Here is a 16860-nt window from a genome sequence, read left to right on the forward strand (position 1 = left end):
TAAATCGATAACGCTTATGTTGAGTCAGATCCAGCGGTTAACGCAAGAAACCGAAGGACGCTACGCCACCGATGAGGAACTCCGTTTTCTAATTGAGTATGCTCGATCGTATGAGTTGCGCGTCCAAACCTATCAGAAGCTGCAAGCCTTTGAAGCGGTAATCATACAGCAGGTACAAGCGAAAATGAGAGCGATCGATCCGATGTTGTTTCGTCAGGGCAACGAGGATTTAACAAATAAATGGAAGCGCGATACAGTGCGAGTTCTGCGCTACTCTGCCGCTACGATGCTGATTGACGACCCAGAGTCGATGCGGGAACGGTTTCTCTTTTGGTTTCAGACGATGATGCGGGCGTTTAATGCTCAGAAAAGCTGTGGTGTCACTTACACAGTAATGCAGGATGTGATTAAACAGGTTTTAACGGTCAATGAAGCGAATTTGATTTTACCGATTCTAGAATTGAATCGCCGGATGCTTGGAACAGTTTAGCAGCCAGCTTTTCGCTTCGTTCTAGACAGAGAGATGCTCCTAACTTCCCCATGAGTAGAAGACTTGAAGCAGGAAAGTTTCAAAACTCCGAATCTGGGCACACTGAAACCCATCAGCGCATCTGTTGTCGCTTCACTGATTGGCTACTTATTGCTTGACCCCCCTAGAAAACTTATGCCCATTGCACTTTCTCATCAAACCTCAGCAAAGCTCAAGAATCCGAAAAAACATAACCACTACGGATTCAAAGACTTTTATCAATTCAATTCGGATACAGGCACGATCGTTGATTGGAACAACAGTCAAAACATTCTCACATCTGAAGATTTCATCATTGGTTTGGTTGAAGGACTCGAAGAAGAAGTGGGTGATGCTTCAGCGGCAACGATGTACACGATCGGCTGCGAGTGGGGTCAAAAAGATGCGTTCTTTTTCGAGAAATGGTTTGAAAAAGAATACGATCGCCCGATGCGTCAAACCAATCTAATGTTCTTGCTTGAAACTTGGTGGTGGTCGTTTACCGCCCAGGGTTGGGGACGCTGGGAAGTGGATTTGGGCGATCGCAAACAAGGATTCATGTTCATCAGTGTGTTTGACTCAGCCGTGGCGCGGACGCTGGGGGATGTGGGTAAACCGGTTTGCTTTTTATATGCTGGATTGTTTGCTGGCTTTTTTACGGAATTGGTGAAAAAACAGCTTAGCTGCATCGAAATTCAGTGCTATTCGATGGGCGAAACCTACTGTAAGTTCCTCCTTGGCGGACAAGAACGGATTGATGCAGCATCCTTTTGGCTGAATGAAGGCGCGACTGCAAGAGACATCGAAAAACGGCTCAGAGCAGGAGAACTCCGATGACTCTCATGCTGGAACAGAACGACCTCCAAGGTACTCAGAATTGGCTATATTCTTCGGTTCAAACGTTTTTCACAACCTGCAATTGGGAAGATCAACCTATTGCTCCAACGCCGCAGGTGGTTCAACAGTTGGAACAAGCCGCCGCGATCGAGCCATTGACAGAACTTTCATTCAACTTACCAGTCGGTCAATTTTTCGCTGCAATTCATTGGGAAGGAACCGCAGCCCGACTTTCCCTAGTTGAACCTCTCGAATCTTCTTCAGAACCGACAGATGACTTTACCTTGACTGATTTTTCTGATTTGTTTTAATGTGACAGGAACGCTTATGCAATCTCCCATTCACGAAATTTTTGATGAAGCCGAACACCGCTACCTCAAACCCGAAGAACTTCAATTAATCGGGCACTATGTTGGCTCAATCACAGACCGCATCCATGCTTATCGAGCCTTGCGCGATCGAGAGCTTGACTTAATTCAACAAGCTGCCGATCAGCTCCAATTCGATCTGCCTGATGCAGAACTCGCCGTGTTAGAGCGAGCAATTAAAAACGGAATGTTAATCTTACGCCACTGTGGAATGGCGATGCTGCTAAATGACCCGAACTTTGTGCAGTCTCGGCTGCTAGATTGGCTCAAAGACTCGATCGAACTGCATCAAGCACAAGGTGCAGATGCTGCTTTCTTTGAATTGATGAAACAGCAACTGCGTCTGTCACTGGCTCCACAGCAGATGGCGCTTCTACAACCGTTTCTCAATCAAGCCGAAGCGATCATGCCAGCGCAGCCCGAAGAAATGCTCACCGTCGCAGGGATTTTCTAATCATGATTTCTGTTAGCGATTTATTGATTCGCGATCGTCTGCCCGCGAACTACTACGCCAGCGATATCTATGTGCGCGGCGATCTAGAAATGGGGTTGCTTGAAAGTCGACGGGGAGATCGATTGCTCTCGCTGCCTGAAGCATTCATTCAGGGGATTTACTCTGGGCTGAACAAAGAAACAGGTCAAGCTTCGCGATTGGTTTTATTTAACTGCGGTCGCTGGTGGGGGAGAAATTTCTTTAATCGCTTCCGGGATGAAATGAGCGATTATTATAGAGCGCCGCTAGTTGAAATGCCAATGGCAGACTTTTTGCAAGCTTTGAAGCAATGCTGGATGACTTACGGTTTAGGCAAACTGAGCTTAGATCAGACCTATCACGATCGCGGATTTCTCGTTGTGGAGACAACAAATTCGCCGTTTGCGCGAGTTGCGATCGATCCTGTGCTGCCATCTTGTCATCTAGAAGCAGGAGTGTTTGCGGCAATCTTTAGTCAGCTTGCAGAGCGAGAGCTACACTGTGTGCAAACGCGCTGTGAATCTTTGGGAGCTGCAAGTAATCTGTTTGTGGTTGGGCTGAAAAAGCGGCTAGAGCAGGCTGAGAGTTTGGTGGAAAAACAGCTTGACCACGAATCTATTCTGCCTCGTTTATTGGTCTAGCGTGGGATCGATTGAGAGGTGTCTACGCTATCAGACGCTAAGTTCAAGCCATTCAAGTATCGCATTCTAGGATTGGTGGGTCGGGGGCAGTTTGGGCTTTTCGGGTCTGCACACAGAAATCATAGCGGCGCATCTCAATCAACCTGTGCGTATTCCAGCGCATATTCCAACATCGCTGCAAACTGCGATTTCTACAGCGCTTGAGAAGTTAAAGGCGCGAAGATTTCAGTCTGCGGCTCAAATGCGGGCTGCGCTGCAGTCTGCGGCTGCACAAACATTTCAAGTAGGTGCTCAAAATCGAACAACTCCGATCGCTCCGCTATTCTATCTGCCTGAGATTTTGCGGAACGAACGGTTGCCCGCTCAATCTGGGCAGATTGGAGTCGTAGAGACGGCTACCCTTCCCCAGTACGATCGCTATGTTCGTCGATCCGCCTTAATTTTTCTCAGTCACGTCGAAACGCTGCAAGCTCGTTCGTATCCGATGGGATTCGTCGATCGCCGAAGTGGAAAAGCTTTACCCATTGCTACCCTTGCAGAGCCAATTCGGGAATTAACTGTGCGATCGCAAGGCTGTTTTGCGGTGACAGAGCGATCTGTTTACCGGCTTTCTGAGCAAGCGCCGCAATTGATAACTCGACTGCATCACCCATCGCGAATCGCGATCGAGCCACAAGGGCGCTGGATGGTAGTTGCAACGTTGAGAGACCAGGAGAGTGCAAAGCTTTTGGGCTTTTGGACGCTGCCGCAGCCTTGCTGCAACCGAAGTTGAACATGAACGATCGCTGCTGTTAGTGCATCTCAAACCGTATCGGTTAATTCGGCTTACGATCGCAATTCGTCCTCAATTTGTTGCGGCTTTTCCTTGGGGAGTGGTTGTTTGCGACGAGGAGCAACTCATTGCAATGGATTACAACGGGCAGCAAATTGGACAATCAGAAATTCCGCAAGGCATTTGCGCGATCGCGGCGCATGGAGAAACGGGACTCGCGATCGCAACGTGGCATCAAGCGGAAAGCGCACTTTACAGCTTGAATCTTGAAGCGATGCGCTCCGCGAGCTTGTAAGCTAGATTTATTCTTCAAAGTTCGGTTAGGTATGGCTTTTGACTGGTTGACTTCCAGCCATTTCATTATGTTTGGATGGCTCGTCGGGTTCGCGATCGCGCATAGTGGGCTGGCATCACTGCGAATGGTGGCAGAAAAACGGATCGGGGCACGACTGTATCGGGTGATTTTTGCGCTGGTGAGTCTGAGTATTGCGGTACCCATGCTGATCTACTTTTTCAATCATCGCTATGACGGCTTACAGCTTTGGAATGTTCAGGGCGTTCCAGGCGTTTCTACGATCGTTTGGATTTTGTCAGCAATTTCGTTTTTGTTCCTCTATCCTGCGACGTTTAATCTGTTAGAAATCGCGGCGATTCAAAAACCGCAAGTGCATCTATATGAAACGGGCATTATTCGGATTACGCGACACCCGCAAATGGTCGGACAGATTATCTGGTGCGTTGCCCATACCTTGTGGGTGGGCAGCAGTTTTATGGTTGTCACTTCGATCGGGTTAATTCTGCATCACTTGTTCGGAGTGTGGAACGGCGATCGGCGGTTGACGGCGCGATATGGTGAAGCGTTTGCAGCGGTGAAAGCGAGAACCTCGATCGTGCCGTTTGCCGCGATCGTCCAAGGTAAGCAGACGCTTGAACTCAAAGAGTTTTTGCGGGTTGCTTATGTCGGAGTGGGGGCATTCACTCTATTATTTTGGTGGCTTCACCCAATCGTAATTCGTGCATCTGGGAACGTAGGCTGGTAGCATGATCCCAAGCCTTAGTAAAAGCAAATAATAATTTTTGGAGAACTATGCAAGCAGGAATTAGCGAAGGGGCGTTTAACCAAGAAGTTCTTGAATCAACGACCCCGGTTCTTGTGCATTTCTGGGCACCTTGGTGTGGGATCTGTCGCTTGATCGAGCCATCGCTGAATTTACTCTTGAAGCAGTATGGCGATCGACTCAAATTGGTCGGAATCAACGCAGATGAAAATTTGAAGCTGGCAAGTCGCTATCGAATTACCACACTGCCAACAGTATTGCTGTTTGAAGGGGGTCAGGTGCTGCATCGGTTAGATAGTTATCAGCGGCGTGAAGAGCTACGATCAATTCTCCAAGAACTTCTGGTTGCGCCTGCGAGATCTCGGTAAAGCCGCGATTTATCGCGGCTTTGCGAGGGCACTGGTACTAATCCAAAGGCGCTTCCAACTTGACTAGAATTCTGCAACTCGTGACGATCGTCTGCGCTTAGAAGCCAAATTAGATTTTTCCTTGAAATTCTAAAAATTCGATCGCGTCTTCCAACTGGTAGATGCGAACTTGTAGACCTATGTTCTTTGATAGATGGAAACGGCTCGACTGGGACGAGGCTCTCATTAGCGTGTAGATCGGGTAAGAATTACCCAATTGGGATCGACTCATCACACGTAAAGGAGAGAATCGCCCCTGCAAAGTGCAGAGTGCATGAGTTGGAACACCGCCCATGATGACTTTGAGTTTGCCTGTATGACCCATAACCTCATGCGGAATCTGTCCTTTGATCCTCAGCCATGTAATCTGTTACCCAATCCGACATCTTATACAGCGAGCGGAGTGCTGCAACTGGCAAGAGGCAGAATTCAGGGATGCGATGCGATCGCGGCTCAGCTACTCGGTTACTCAGTGGAAGCGTTACTTGGTCGCCGATTGTTTGATCAAGCTTGGCAGATTACGCATCTAGATGGATCACCCTTGCCGCTCGACACCGCGATCAACTGCAAGTATCACCGTGAGATCCGGCTAGGGTTAAATCGACCTGATGGCAAACGCCTCTGGCTGCATCTCGCCCTTACCCCCTTATTCCAAGCGACGACAACCGATACTGTCATTGCGACCCTTACTCCCATCACTTCACCTCAACCCCTAACCGAGCAGCAACCGCAGTTTCAGCACCTAATTCAGCAGATCGCCGCTACAGTTCCCGGCATGCTGTATGTGTATGACCTGATTGAGCAGCGCAACGTTTATATCAATCGCCAAGTTGGTGAGATTCTAGGTTACACACCCGAACAGTTCGAGCAATTGGGCGATCGCGTACTTGCGCTACTGATTCATCCGGAGGATTCAGTGCGATTAATAGATCACTTGGGTCGGTTTCAAACGGCGATCGATTCCGAAGTGCTGGAATTTGAATACCGAATGCGCCGATCGGATGGCGAATGGTGCTGGCTGTTGTCGAAAGAGACCATCTTCAGCCGAACTGATGCAGGTGCGCCCAGACAGATTCTCGGTGTAGCTCAAGAAATTACCGCTCTTAAGCAGCGAGAAACCGAACGCCAACAAGCAGAAGCAAGTTTACGCGAGAGTGAAGCGCGATTTCGTCTCATGACTGAACTCTTGCCCCAAATCTTCTGGACAACGACGATCGACGGCTCGTTTGATTACTTTAGCCCGCGCTGGGAGGAGTATGTCGGCATCGATCAAACTCTGACGATGGGATGGAATTGGAGCCCGGTCGTTCACCCAGACGATTTGCAAACCACAGTCGATCGCTGGACAGAAGCCCTGCAAACCGGGCAGTTTTACGAATGTGAACACCGACTGCGACGCTATGACGGTGAATATCGCTGGCATCTCAGTCGCGCCATGCCCCTGCGCGATCAGGCTGGGCAAATCATCCAATGGTACGGAACCGCGATCGACATTCACGACCTGAAACAAACGACAGCCGCGCTGCACCAAAGTAACGCAATTTTAAACACGATTAACGAATCGACTCCGACGCTAGTTTATGTTAAAGACCGAGCCGGACGAATGCTGGTGGTCAATCCGGCAGTTCTCGCTCTCATCGGCAAACCCGCAGAAAAAATTGTGGGTAAAACTGCGCTGGAATTTGTTGAGCCGATCGACGAAGCTGAGAAAATCATGGACAACGATCGCGTTGTGATGCGGACTGGAGAGCCACAGCAGTTTGAAGAAATTGTCGAAGTGGTTGGGGGGCGAAGAGTCTTTCTCTCAGTGAAAGCGCCTTACCGGGATGAGCGAGGCGAGATTATCGGCATTATTGGGGTTTCGAGCGATATCACCGATCGCAAGCAAGCGGAACTAAAGCGAGAACAGCTTTTAGCCCTTGAACGACAATACACGAACCAATTGCAAGGGTTGACCGCAGCCTCGATCGCGATTAATTCTGCGTTTTCGGTTGAACAAGTGCTGCAAACCATTACGGATCAAGCGGCAGCGATCGTCGGGGCGCATCAATCAGTAACGAGTTTGACGAGCGATCAAAACTGGGCACAGGCAATTACTGCCGTTTACCTTTCGGAAAAATACGCGCAGTGGCGGGACTATCACGCCCCATCTGATGGCGCTGGCATCTATAGCTGTGTGTGTCATAACCAACCCATGCGAATGACTGAGGCTGAACTCGAAGCCCATCCCCATTGGAAAGGATTTGGTAAAGAGGCAGAGCATCATCCGCCGATGCGGGGGTGGCTGGCGGCTCCCTTGGTTGGGCACAACGGGCAAAATATTGGCTTGATTCAACTTTCGGACAAACTCGACGGAGAGTTTACCGAAGCCGACGAAGCAATTTTGGTGCAACTGGCGCAGCTCGCGTCGATCGCGGTTGAGAATGCTCGCCTCTACGAAGCCGAACAACAAGCGAGATCGATCGCAGAAGCGTCTCGTGAAGAAGCGCAAGCGGCAAACCGAATCAAAGATGAATTTCTGGCGGTCTTATCTCACGAACTCCGCACTCCCCTGAATCCAATTCTGGGCTGGATTAAGCTGCTGCAAAACGGGCGTTTAGATGCGGAAAAATCTAACGCAGCGCTGGCAACGATCGAGCGCAATGCTCGATTACAGTCGCAACTGGTCGAAGACTTGCTCGACATTTCTCGTATCATGCGCGGCAAGCTCACCCTAAACAAAAGCAGCATCAACCTCAAGGCGATCATCGGCGCGGCGATCGAGACGGTGCGGTTAGCGGCGGAGGCAAAGTCAATCCAGCTTCACTCAATCCTTGACTCTAATCCACAGGGTGCGATCGGCGATGCGGTGCGGCTTCAGCAGGTAGTCTGGAACTTGCTCTCAAATGCGGTAAAGTTCACACCAGGAGGCGGGCAGATTTGGGTGCAGTTAGCTCAGGTGGGTGATTACGCTCGCATTCAGGTCAGCGATAACGGCAAAGGCATTGATCCTAACTTTCTGCCGTATGTGTTTGACTATTTCCGCCAGGAAGATAGTTCGACCACCCGCAAGTTTGGTGGACTCGGCTTGGGACTCGCGATCGTGCGTCAAATTGTCGAGCTTCATGGAGGAACAGTTGCAGTAGACAGCAACGGAGAAGGGCGAGGAGCAACCTTTACCGTGAGATTACCGTTGCAGGTGAAGTTTGATTCTAATCACTAAGTGTTGTGCGCGATACTGCTGACGTGACTCTAGAGTTTTACAGCGAGATGAATCAAGACTCGATTGAGAAGAAACGAACGGGTAAGGACATAGGGCGCAGTGGGTTGTAATAGGTATACCCAACATTCTGTGAAGGGGGATTAGGCTTTAGAGCCGTATATTTCCCGAAATCGGTCGTTGAATTTAGAAGAGTGCAAACAGATGGCATCGGTGAGGCTTATGCTAGAGGTGATCTTGAGCCTCTGATGTTTATGCCTACTCCCTGTCACATCGTAGTCGAAGGAAATCCAGCGATCGTTTATGCCAGTCGGAATGGTGCGCCGGAGAAGATGCTGCCGATTTTGGAATCGTTTCTAGATACGTTTTGGCAAGAGCGGGATGCGTTGGGTGAAACGCAGGATACACCCGAATGCCTGGTGGCTCAGGTGGTCGTGCGGTTTGGGTTTGAGATTTGCGAGGATGATTTCTCGAATCTCAAAGTGGGCTTGAAATACGATCCGAATGCGGCATATCTCTATTTCATCTCGACGGAGCGGCAGTTGAGCGTGTGGATACCGAGCGACGATTATCGATCGAACCCTACTTTGGGATTAAGAGGGTGTCATCAACTGAGAACCGTGTCGATCGGGTGACGAAAAGGTGTTAGGAGTTAAATAGCTCATGCGATCGCACGATTAAATTTTATGGCAACGATTTGGGAACTTGACTACTACTCACGTCCAATTTTGGACGAGCAAAATAAGAAGGTTTGGGAAGTGCTAATTTGCGAAAGCCCAACCGCTGTGGATGTTGAACCGGAGAAGCTGTTTCAGTTTTCCAAATACTGTCCGAGTACAGAAGTGAATTCCGGCTGGTTAAAAGATGCGATCGAGGCGGCAATTGCGAACGCGCCGAATCCCCCGGACAAAATTCGCTTTTTTCGGCAGGCGATGTCGAATATGATTACGACCGCCTGCAAGGGATTGGATGTGCCTGCTGTGCTAAGTCGCCGTACTTTTGCGCTAACGACTTGGATGCAGGATCGCGCTCAAAACGTCTATCCAAAGGATCCGGGGTATCAGCCGTCGATTAATCCTTCGGTCGTGTTTCCGGTGCTACCGCCGCAAGTCCTGCCCGACGCATTACAGGGTCAGAAATGGACGTTTGCAACCTTGCCGCTAGAGGCGTTTGCGGATATGGGCGAATGGTCGATCGATTTTGGGGAAGCATTTCCCTTGAGTTTGACGCAGCTTGAACCGGATACGCCTGTGCCGGGGCTGATTATTTTCACGAAACGCGCGACCGCAATGGCGGCTTGGATGTCGGGATTAGAGATTGCTGCGGTTAAATATGATCTAGCGTTGCCGAATCGGTTGTTGTTGGAAACTGGGGTGAACGATCGCTGGTTTTTGACCACCTTGGACCAAAGAGCGGTTCCAGAAGCGCAGCAATTTGAAGCGGCAAAGGAGCGATCGAATCAAGTTCATTTTCTAGCAATTCAGGAAAGTCCCGATGTCGAGGCGTTTGCAGGATTTTGGCTGATGCAGGAGATTGGGTTTTAAGGTGACAATGCTCATTTCAAAAGTGTCTCTTTGATAAACATGATGGTGGAATAGAACTGAAAGTCAATGTTTTTCTTCTTGGAGAATCCGTGTCCTTCATCTTTTGCCATCAGATACCACACAGGAACACCATTATCTCTCACGGTTTTAACGATCTGTTCTGCCTCGTTCAAGGGAACACGCGGATCGTTTTTACCGTGAATGACAAACAAGGGCTTTTTGATTTTTTGGGCATTGTTAAGCGGCGAAATTTTTAACAGAAACTCGCGCATTTTTGGATCGCGTTCATCTCCGTATTCAACGCGGCGCAAATCTCGACGGTAACTCTCAGTGCGCTCTAAGAAGCTAACGAAGTTTGAGATTCCCACAATGTCGATCGAAGCGCGAATGCGATCGCTGTAATTTGTTGAAACTGCCAGCGACATATAGCCGCCATAGCTTCCACCTGTGACCAAAATTCGGTCTTTGTCCAAATTTGGTTGAGTCGCAATCCAATCGAGTAATGCACCAATATCTTTAACCGAATCTTCTCGCAAAGCACCGTTATCAAGCTGCAAAAATGTTTTACCGTAGCCCGTAGAGCCGCGCACATTTGGAAACAGAATTGCAACACCTAACTCATTTAGGTAATAGTTATTGCGTCCTAAAAAGCTCGGTCTAAATTGTGCTTCAGGCCCACCGTGGATATTGATAATCACAGGGCGCTTACCCTGAAATTTTGCAGGAGGACGATAGAGAAATGCCGAAATTGTCCGATCGTCAAAACTCTTCCACCGCACTAATTCAGGTTCAGAAAAGTTAGTGGTATTTAATCCGCCTGTTTCGCTTTCTGTCCAGCGATCGATCTGATTTGTCACCACATTGAGCGAATACGCATCCGCCGTCGATCGAGCTGAAACGAGCGTAAATCCTAAATCCTGACTGTTCCGATGCCAGCTAATGCCGCTAACTTGTCCGATCGGTAATTTTGGTAAAGGCTTCTCCTGATTCGTTGCCGTATCAATCAAATGCAGAACACTAATTCCATCTTCATTTGAGACATACGCCAGGGATTTCCCATCTTCTGAGAGATCAAATTCTTCAACATCCCAAGGAATTTGACTGGTCAAATAAGTGTGCTTGAAAGTGGCAAGATCAATATAGGCAAGTCGTTGAAATTCCGAGTCGCGATCGGTAACAACGTATAAACCTTTTCCATCTTTACTAAACACGCCGCCTTGATAAGAGACTTTCTCTTTTCCATCTTTTGGCGTAATCAGTTTCTTCTCACCGGAATTCGTGTCAAATATCCAAAGATAACTCTCGTTTACAGAAACGAACTCCATCACCAATAGCTGTCGATCGTCTGGCGACCAGCTCATGCCACCCCAACCGCCTCCTTCCACCTGAGCCAGTAAACGATCGCTCTTTGGATTCGTCGGATCAATGCTGTAAAAATCGTTATCTTTTCCGGTGCGACGAGTCGAATTGTAAATCATGCGATCGCCTTTATTCGACCACACCCCGCCACTGTTGCGCGATTTTCCATCGCTCAGCAGCGTTACATCACCTGTCGCCAAATCATAGCGATACAGTTGACTAAATTCATTGCCACCAATGTCTTTACTAAAGACAAAGTAATCGCCTTTTGTCGGTTGATACGATGCCCGAAACACAGGTTCACTGAAGAAGGTCATCTGCTGTCTGCTGCCGAGCGGAAACGCGACGCGATGCACTTGAGCTACATCGCCGAACCGAGTTGTAATCAAAACCTCTCGACGCTGGGGATGCCAGCTTAATAAGCCCGCCGATCGAAATTGCGTGTAGCGATCGACCGTTTGCGCTAATGCTGCGGGAATCGGCGGAATGCTTTCGACGACAAGGTTATCGCCCGGAGTGATGTCTGCTGCTTGTGCGACTGTCATAAGCCCTGAAAGAAGGAGAACCGCGAGAACTGTGGCAAGAAAACGGGTAAAAAATTTCATTGTCTAAGTGTAATCCGTTCGGACAGTCGTGCTTAACGCTTTAAATTTCTTGTTAATGATCGCCATCGTACGGTCAATTTGTCGAAATCGCGAGTTGCGGGATCAATCTTTAATAAGTCCTCTTGCTGCACTTGCGATCGACGCTCCAACAATTGGATCTCATGGATCTCACGCTCGAATTGTGCTTGTCCCTGCTTAAAGAAGTCCTGAGCATTCGTCGGGGTTAAATCGCGGGTGAGGCATTGACGATCAACAATCGGTAAGCTCGGAAGCGACTGAGCAAACGCCGGAAAACTTGCCATCAACACAACACCAGGAACAATCAGGAACATAGGTCTAAACATAGATCTAAACATTGCGACCTCAGCAAGTACAATCAGCAAGTACAAATTGATGCTTTTAATCTATCGAATCTTCGTGTCCTTGCACTTCATCAGGTAGGCATAACAATGCTGGAAGATGCGATCGTACCCTGATCGAATGTCCTTCCGTCGGGTGAGTCAAACACAGCTCATAGCTGTGCAACAAATACCCACAATCACTCGGAATCGAAGTCTGATTGATCGGAATTCCACCCGTCCCATAAAGCGGATCGCCCCAAAGTGGGTGTCCTGCTGCTGCTAAATGAATTCTGATTTGATGTGGTCTACCTGTTGGAATCGTCACCTCTAGCAAAGTTGTATTTGAACAACGATCGCGCCTCAGCACAACACAATGACTCATGGCTTCTTTTCCGGTTTTTGTTGCTGCGTACAAATAGCCCAACTGAGGATAAGCCACCTTGCCAATCTGAGCCGTTACTGTGAAGCGATCGAGGTCTGGAATACCTGTTGCTAGAGCACGATAGCGTTTTTGCAGTGTGCGATCGCGCAAATCCTTCGAGAGTTGCGATCGAGCCTTCTCCGTTTTCGCAAGTACCATCACTCCCGATGTCCCTCGCCCTAACCGATGAATGGGAACTGGAGGAATCACATACTGCCGTCTTAGCCATCCCCACACCGTATTCTCAAGAAAGCGTCCTCCCGGTAATACAGGCAATCCAGAAGGCTTATCAATGATCAATAAATCATTGTCCTCGTAGAGTGTAATCACATTAAATGGAACATCCGGTTCAGCCCAGGGCGATCGCTGATAAGCAAGTTGTTGTCCTGAGCCAAGCAATGTCTCTGGATCAGTAACCGGAACATCATTGATCGAAATCGCTCCAGATTGAATGCGATCGCGCCATTCCTGCTGAGTCGAATGCGTATAGCGCTGAGTGTAATACTCCAGCAACGTTATTCCTGACTGACTGACTCGATCTGTATAAATCCAGCCTTGATTCAAATGGATCATTCTGGCTGTTCAACAAACACCGTCACCGCTGCAACCGCAACATACATATCGTCGTTTTTATCGTTGAACTCTGCGATCGCTCGTCCCTGCACAATCATGCCTCCCGATTCGAGCTTGAGCGTTTTACGCCCAAACGGTAGAACTTGTAACACCTCGTCTTCTCGCACCTGCTCAGGATGAGGAACCGCCACTTGCACTTCGATCACCATCTCGCTCGGATGCTCCAATTTAGCAACTTCCCAAATTCCGGGTAAGGCATTGTGCGCGATCGCATTTCTCACGGCTCTTGCTGCCGCAACGGTCGGATCTTGTCCATGCTGATCCACACCCATTCCCATCTCGATCACAAACCGTTTTAGCGCCATTTCACTTTCGAAACACAGCCTCTTGATCGTATCAATCGATCGCATTCAACGATTCACTAAGTTATCAACGTATGGAACATTTGGGGACTACTTAAATACCCAAATGAAGCGAACGTTTTTGATTGAACTCACGCTAAATTAAAGGGTGAAGTATCAGATTGACGATCGCTTGCTACAAAAAAAGATTCTCCAAGTTCAGCTTGATTTCGATGACTTAACCACTGTTCCTGCTGCGTATATTGAAGTCGGATCAGGAATTCCATTGCTAATGCTACATGGATTTATGGGGAATGCGTCCTGCTGGGTGCCACTCAGCGATCGCCTAAAATCCAATTTTCGCTGCATCAGTTTAGACTTATTGGGATTTGGAGAATCGGCACGCCCGACAATTCGCTACGACATTGCTAAAGAAGTCGCCTTTTTGCGGCAAGTCGTCGAAGCCCTGCATTTAAACTCGTTTTACTTGATGGGGCATTCCTTTGGCGGATGGGTCTCTGCGGCTTATGCACTGAAGTACCCGGACTCGCTCAAAGGATTGATTCTCGCGGCTCCCGCCGGAATTCGCGACGACAGTTTTGTGGGACGCTACGATCACCTCCGCCCGATCTTATGGCAGACTCCGGTGATCGACTGGGCGCTAGACTTAATTAAACCGATCGCACCCCTGATCGCCCAAGAAAAAACGATCGCTCAGATCGCCTGGATACGCCGCGAACTGAATACTCAACCCGCCGCCCGATCGTTTCTCGTCGATCGGATGCGTCCTGAAGACGCGATCGACACGGTGGAAAAAGAGATCGATCGCTTAACTGTTCCGACTCTGGTGATTACAGGCGACCAAGACGAAACAATCCCGCTCTGGCATAGTCAAACCTACGCCAATCAAATCCCCAACGCCCAGTTGGTAATTCTGCCCAATGCTGACCACAGCCTACCGCAGAAATTTGTCCCTGAACTCGCTGCACAGCTATCCGCCTGGTGTCTGTCCCTGACGTAACCGTTTATCCCGATACGATTGTGGGCAAGATAAATACAGTACCGTCGCATTTCCTGTATTCTGGTGCAGAATATTGCGATCACGCTTTATCAGTTGACGTGAAAAATCGAACTCATTCACACAACAAATTTAATAAGGTGTGTTTCCTTCTGAATTGCATTATCTCTTCAAGGTAGCAGGCATGGCAAAGTCGATCGATCCGGAGTGCTCTAACCAGCCCGCAGCAACCGATCCCAGCCCTGCATCCGCGCTGATTCAAGAATCTGAGTGGTTGCTGCAAACCGTCGTGGAAAATCTCAGCGACGGAGTTGTGATCACCGATTTGCAAGATCAGGTACTCTACGTCAACTCACGTCTTGCCAAACTGGTGGGATGTTCCGCCGCAGAAATGGTGGGTAAACCTGCCCATGACTTTTTTCATGAAATTGAAGGATGGCGCGATTTTCAGGACGCTGCCGAACCACAACCGTTCTATGGCTGGAAAGAAGGACAGTTACGCCGCAAAGATGGTCGCAAGTTCTGGGCAGAAGTAAACGTCACCCAACTCGAAGATGCAGCCGGATCAGCGACCGCAACCCTGATTACCGTCAAAGACATCACTGAGCGCAAATGGCTTGAAGAATACCTGCGCCTGTTGGAGTCGGTGGTGGTGAACGCAAATGAAATCGTGATGATTTCGCAGACTGAAGAAGCGGTCGCTGACCCACTCAGCTTAAGAATTATCTATGTCAATGATGCCTTCTCACGCACCACAGGCTATTCCTCTGGCGAAGCGATCGGGAAATCAGCGCTGGTGCTGCTGGGCGAAAAAACCTCAATGGCAGAAGTGAATCGCATCCGTACAGCCTTAAGAAGCTATCAACCTGTACGGGCTGAAGTCGTTCTCTACCGCAAGAACGGCACTCATTTTTGGGTCGATGTCAACATGGTGCCGATTCGCAATGAGCAAGGACAGGTGACCCACTTTGTTTCGGTCATGCGCGAAGTCACCGAACGCAAAATTGTCGAAGAACAACTGCGCCGCAATGCGTTTCACGACTCGCTGACCGGCTTGCCGAATCGGTTGCTGTTTATGGAGCGTTTAACCCAAACGGTTGAGCGTGCTCATGAAGATGAGTCTTATCAGTTTGCGCTGCTGTTTTTGGATCTCGATCGCTTCAAGGTGATCAACGACAGTCTCGGACATATGCTGGGGGATCAGTTGCTAGTTGCGATCGCTCGCCGGCTCGAAGGCTGCCTCAAACAGGAAGATATGGTCGCAAGGCTCGGCGGCGACGAATTCACGATTTTGCTAGAGAACATTCAGCAAGATAGCGATGCGGAAAAGATTGCAGAACGAGTTCAACAAGCCCTTTCAGCGCCGTTTAATCTGAGTGGGCATGAGGTGTTTACTTCTGCGAGTATTGGGATTACGCTCTCTTCAACTGAGTTCGATCGTCCAGAAGATTTGCTCAGGGGTGCAGATATTGCCATGTATCGCGCCAAAGCACAGGGGAAAGCGTGTCATGAAGTGTTTGACACTGATATGCACACGCATGTCGTCGCGCTGATGCAGCTTGAGAATGACTTACGCAAAGCGGTCGAGCGGCAGGAATTTGAGTTGTATTATCAGCCGATTATCGAGCTTGCCAATGGGCGGATTACGGGGTTTGAGGCGCTAGTGCGGTGGCAGCACCCGGAGCAAGGCACGATTTCTCCGGCAAAATTTGTGCCGATCGCCGAAGAAACTGGACTGGTGATTCCGCTGGGACAGTGGGTACTGCGCGAAGCTTGCCGGCAACTGAAGCAATGGCAAGACCAATTTGCATCAGAGCCACCGCTGAGCGTTAGCGTTAACCTTTCGAGCCGACAGTTTTCACAGCCCTATTTGATCGACCAAGTGCGGAAAATTTTGGCTGAAACAGGAGTCGATGCTCGCTGCTTAAAGCTCGAAATTACCGAAAGCGCGATCATGGAAAACACCAAATTTGCTATGGATATGCTGCTGCAACTCAAAGCAATGGGCATTCAGCTATCGGTGGATGACTTTGGCACCGGATATTCTTCACTGGGATATCTCTACCGCTTCCCAATGGATGTGCTGAAAATCGATCAGTCTTTTATCAGTCGGGTCGATGTGGATGGAGAGAAGCTCGAACTGGTTCGCACCATTATTACCCTCGCTTGGAATTTGGGCATGGATGTGGTTGCGGAAGGGGTAGAAACCATGAAGCAACTGACACAGCTAAAAGCGCTGAAGTGTGAGTATGCTCAAGGGTTTCTGTTTTCGGAGCCAGTACCTCAGAGGGATGCAGAAAAACTGATTGTGCAGTCCCAACCTTTTTTGCACCTGAGCCAGACTTTGCCTACCAGCAGCCGATTAGCTGAAGATGCTTAACGCGATCGTTTCGGCG

Annotated in this window: 18 protein-coding genes; 14 read left to right on the forward strand and 4 right to left on the reverse strand. The window is 49.1% G+C overall.

Annotated features, from left to right (window positions below; genetic code table 11):
• Nucleotides 1-16 precede the first annotated feature (16 nt).
• The 12 genes from H6F51_12820 to H6F51_12875 all read left to right on the forward strand — a co-directional run bounded on the left by H6F51_12820 (nucleotide 17) and on the right by H6F51_12875 (nucleotide 9806).
• Entirely contained in the window at nucleotides 17-490 is a 474-nt protein-coding gene (locus tag H6F51_12820) for a phycobilisome protein (GenBank protein ID MBD1823364.1), read from the forward strand.
• A gap of 174 nt (nucleotides 491-664) precedes the next feature.
• On the forward strand, nucleotides 665-1345 hold the full coding sequence (locus H6F51_12825) for a 4-vinyl reductase (GenBank protein ID MBD1823365.1): 681 nt from the start codon (nucleotides 665-667) through the stop codon (nucleotides 1343-1345).
• Nucleotides 1342-1656: a hypothetical protein gene (locus H6F51_12830; protein ID MBD1823366.1), complete on the forward strand. Its 315-nt coding sequence runs from the start codon at nucleotides 1342-1344 to the stop codon at nucleotides 1654-1656. The genes H6F51_12825 and H6F51_12830 overlap by 4 nt, the downstream gene beginning before the upstream one ends.
• Nucleotides 1657-1672: 16 nt before the next feature.
• On the forward strand, nucleotides 1673-2167 hold the full coding sequence (locus H6F51_12835) for a hypothetical protein (protein MBD1823367.1): 495 nt from the start codon (nucleotides 1673-1675) through the stop codon (nucleotides 2165-2167).
• A gap of 2 nt (nucleotides 2168-2169) precedes the next feature.
• Complete coding sequence (locus tag H6F51_12840) at nucleotides 2170-2826, forward strand: 4-vinyl reductase (GenBank protein ID MBD1823368.1); 657 nt, start codon at nucleotides 2170-2172, stop codon at nucleotides 2824-2826.
• A 145-nt stretch (nucleotides 2827-2971) separates the two neighbouring features.
• A complete protein-coding gene (locus tag H6F51_12845) occupies nucleotides 2972-3598 on the forward strand; it encodes a hypothetical protein (GenBank protein MBD1823369.1) in 627 nt (208 codons plus the stop codon).
• Entirely contained in the window at nucleotides 3543-3893 is a 351-nt protein-coding gene (locus H6F51_12850) for a hypothetical protein (GenBank protein ID MBD1823370.1), read from the forward strand. The genes H6F51_12845 and H6F51_12850 overlap by 56 nt, the downstream gene beginning before the upstream one ends.
• A gap of 31 nt (nucleotides 3894-3924) precedes the next feature.
• Complete coding sequence (locus H6F51_12855; GenBank protein MBD1823371.1) at nucleotides 3925-4638, forward strand: hypothetical protein; 714 nt, start codon at nucleotides 3925-3927, stop codon at nucleotides 4636-4638.
• A 47-nt stretch (nucleotides 4639-4685) separates the two neighbouring features.
• Entirely contained in the window at nucleotides 4686-5024 is a 339-nt protein-coding gene (locus H6F51_12860; protein MBD1823372.1) for a thioredoxin family protein, read from the forward strand.
• Nucleotides 5025-5337: 313 nt separating this feature from the next.
• Complete coding sequence (locus H6F51_12865) at nucleotides 5338-8265, forward strand: PAS domain S-box protein (protein MBD1823373.1); 2928 nt, start codon at nucleotides 5338-5340, stop codon at nucleotides 8263-8265.
• 251 nt (nucleotides 8266-8516) lie between these two features.
• On the forward strand, nucleotides 8517-8897 hold the full coding sequence (locus H6F51_12870; GenBank protein MBD1823374.1) for a histidine kinase: 381 nt from the start codon (nucleotides 8517-8519) through the stop codon (nucleotides 8895-8897).
• Nucleotides 8898-8948: 51 nt separating this feature from the next.
• Nucleotides 8949-9806, forward strand: coding sequence for a Tab2/Atab2 family RNA-binding protein (locus tag H6F51_12875; protein MBD1823375.1), 858 nt, complete (start codon nucleotides 8949-8951; stop codon nucleotides 9804-9806).
• 11 nt (nucleotides 9807-9817) lie between these two features.
• Here H6F51_12875 and H6F51_12880 read toward each other — a convergent pair whose 3' ends face one another.
• The 4 genes from H6F51_12880 to H6F51_12895 all read right to left on the reverse strand — a co-directional run bounded on the left by H6F51_12880 (nucleotide 9818) and on the right by H6F51_12895 (nucleotide 13470).
• The gene (locus H6F51_12880; GenBank protein ID MBD1823376.1) at nucleotides 9818-11710 is read right to left on the reverse strand and encodes a S9 family peptidase; all 1893 of its coding nucleotides are present in this window, start codon (nucleotides 11708-11710) and stop codon (nucleotides 9818-9820) included.
• Between the two features lie 92 nt (nucleotides 11711-11802).
• A complete protein-coding gene (locus tag H6F51_12885) occupies nucleotides 11803-12102 on the reverse strand; it encodes a hypothetical protein (GenBank protein ID MBD1823377.1) in 300 nt (99 codons plus the stop codon).
• 67 nt (nucleotides 12103-12169) lie between these two features.
• On the reverse strand, nucleotides 12170-13105 hold the full coding sequence (locus tag H6F51_12890; GenBank protein ID MBD1823378.1) for an RluA family pseudouridine synthase: 936 nt from the start codon (nucleotides 13103-13105) through the stop codon (nucleotides 12170-12172).
• Nucleotides 13102-13470, reverse strand: a complete 369-nt coding sequence (locus H6F51_12895) for a Lin0512 family protein (GenBank protein ID MBD1823379.1) — start codon at nucleotides 13468-13470, stop codon at nucleotides 13102-13104. The genes H6F51_12890 and H6F51_12895 overlap by 4 nt, the downstream gene beginning before the upstream one ends.
• Before the next feature lie 169 nt (nucleotides 13471-13639).
• On the opposite strand from H6F51_12895, the gene H6F51_12900 reads away from it, so the two are divergent.
• Both H6F51_12900 and H6F51_12905 read left to right on the forward strand, forming a co-directional pair.
• The gene (locus H6F51_12900; GenBank protein MBD1823380.1) at nucleotides 13640-14467 is read left to right on the forward strand and encodes an alpha/beta hydrolase; all 828 of its coding nucleotides are present in this window, start codon (nucleotides 13640-13642) and stop codon (nucleotides 14465-14467) included.
• A gap of 181 nt (nucleotides 14468-14648) precedes the next feature.
• Nucleotides 14649-16844 (forward strand): EAL domain-containing protein, encoded by a 2196-nt coding sequence (locus H6F51_12905; GenBank protein MBD1823381.1) that lies wholly within the window; start codon nucleotides 14649-14651, stop codon nucleotides 16842-16844.
• Nucleotides 16845-16860 lie beyond the last annotated feature (16 nt).

This window comes from Cyanobacteria bacterium FACHB-DQ100, assembly GCA_014695195.1.
GTDB lineage: Bacteria > Cyanobacteriota > Cyanobacteriia > Leptolyngbyales > Leptolyngbyaceae > Leptolyngbya.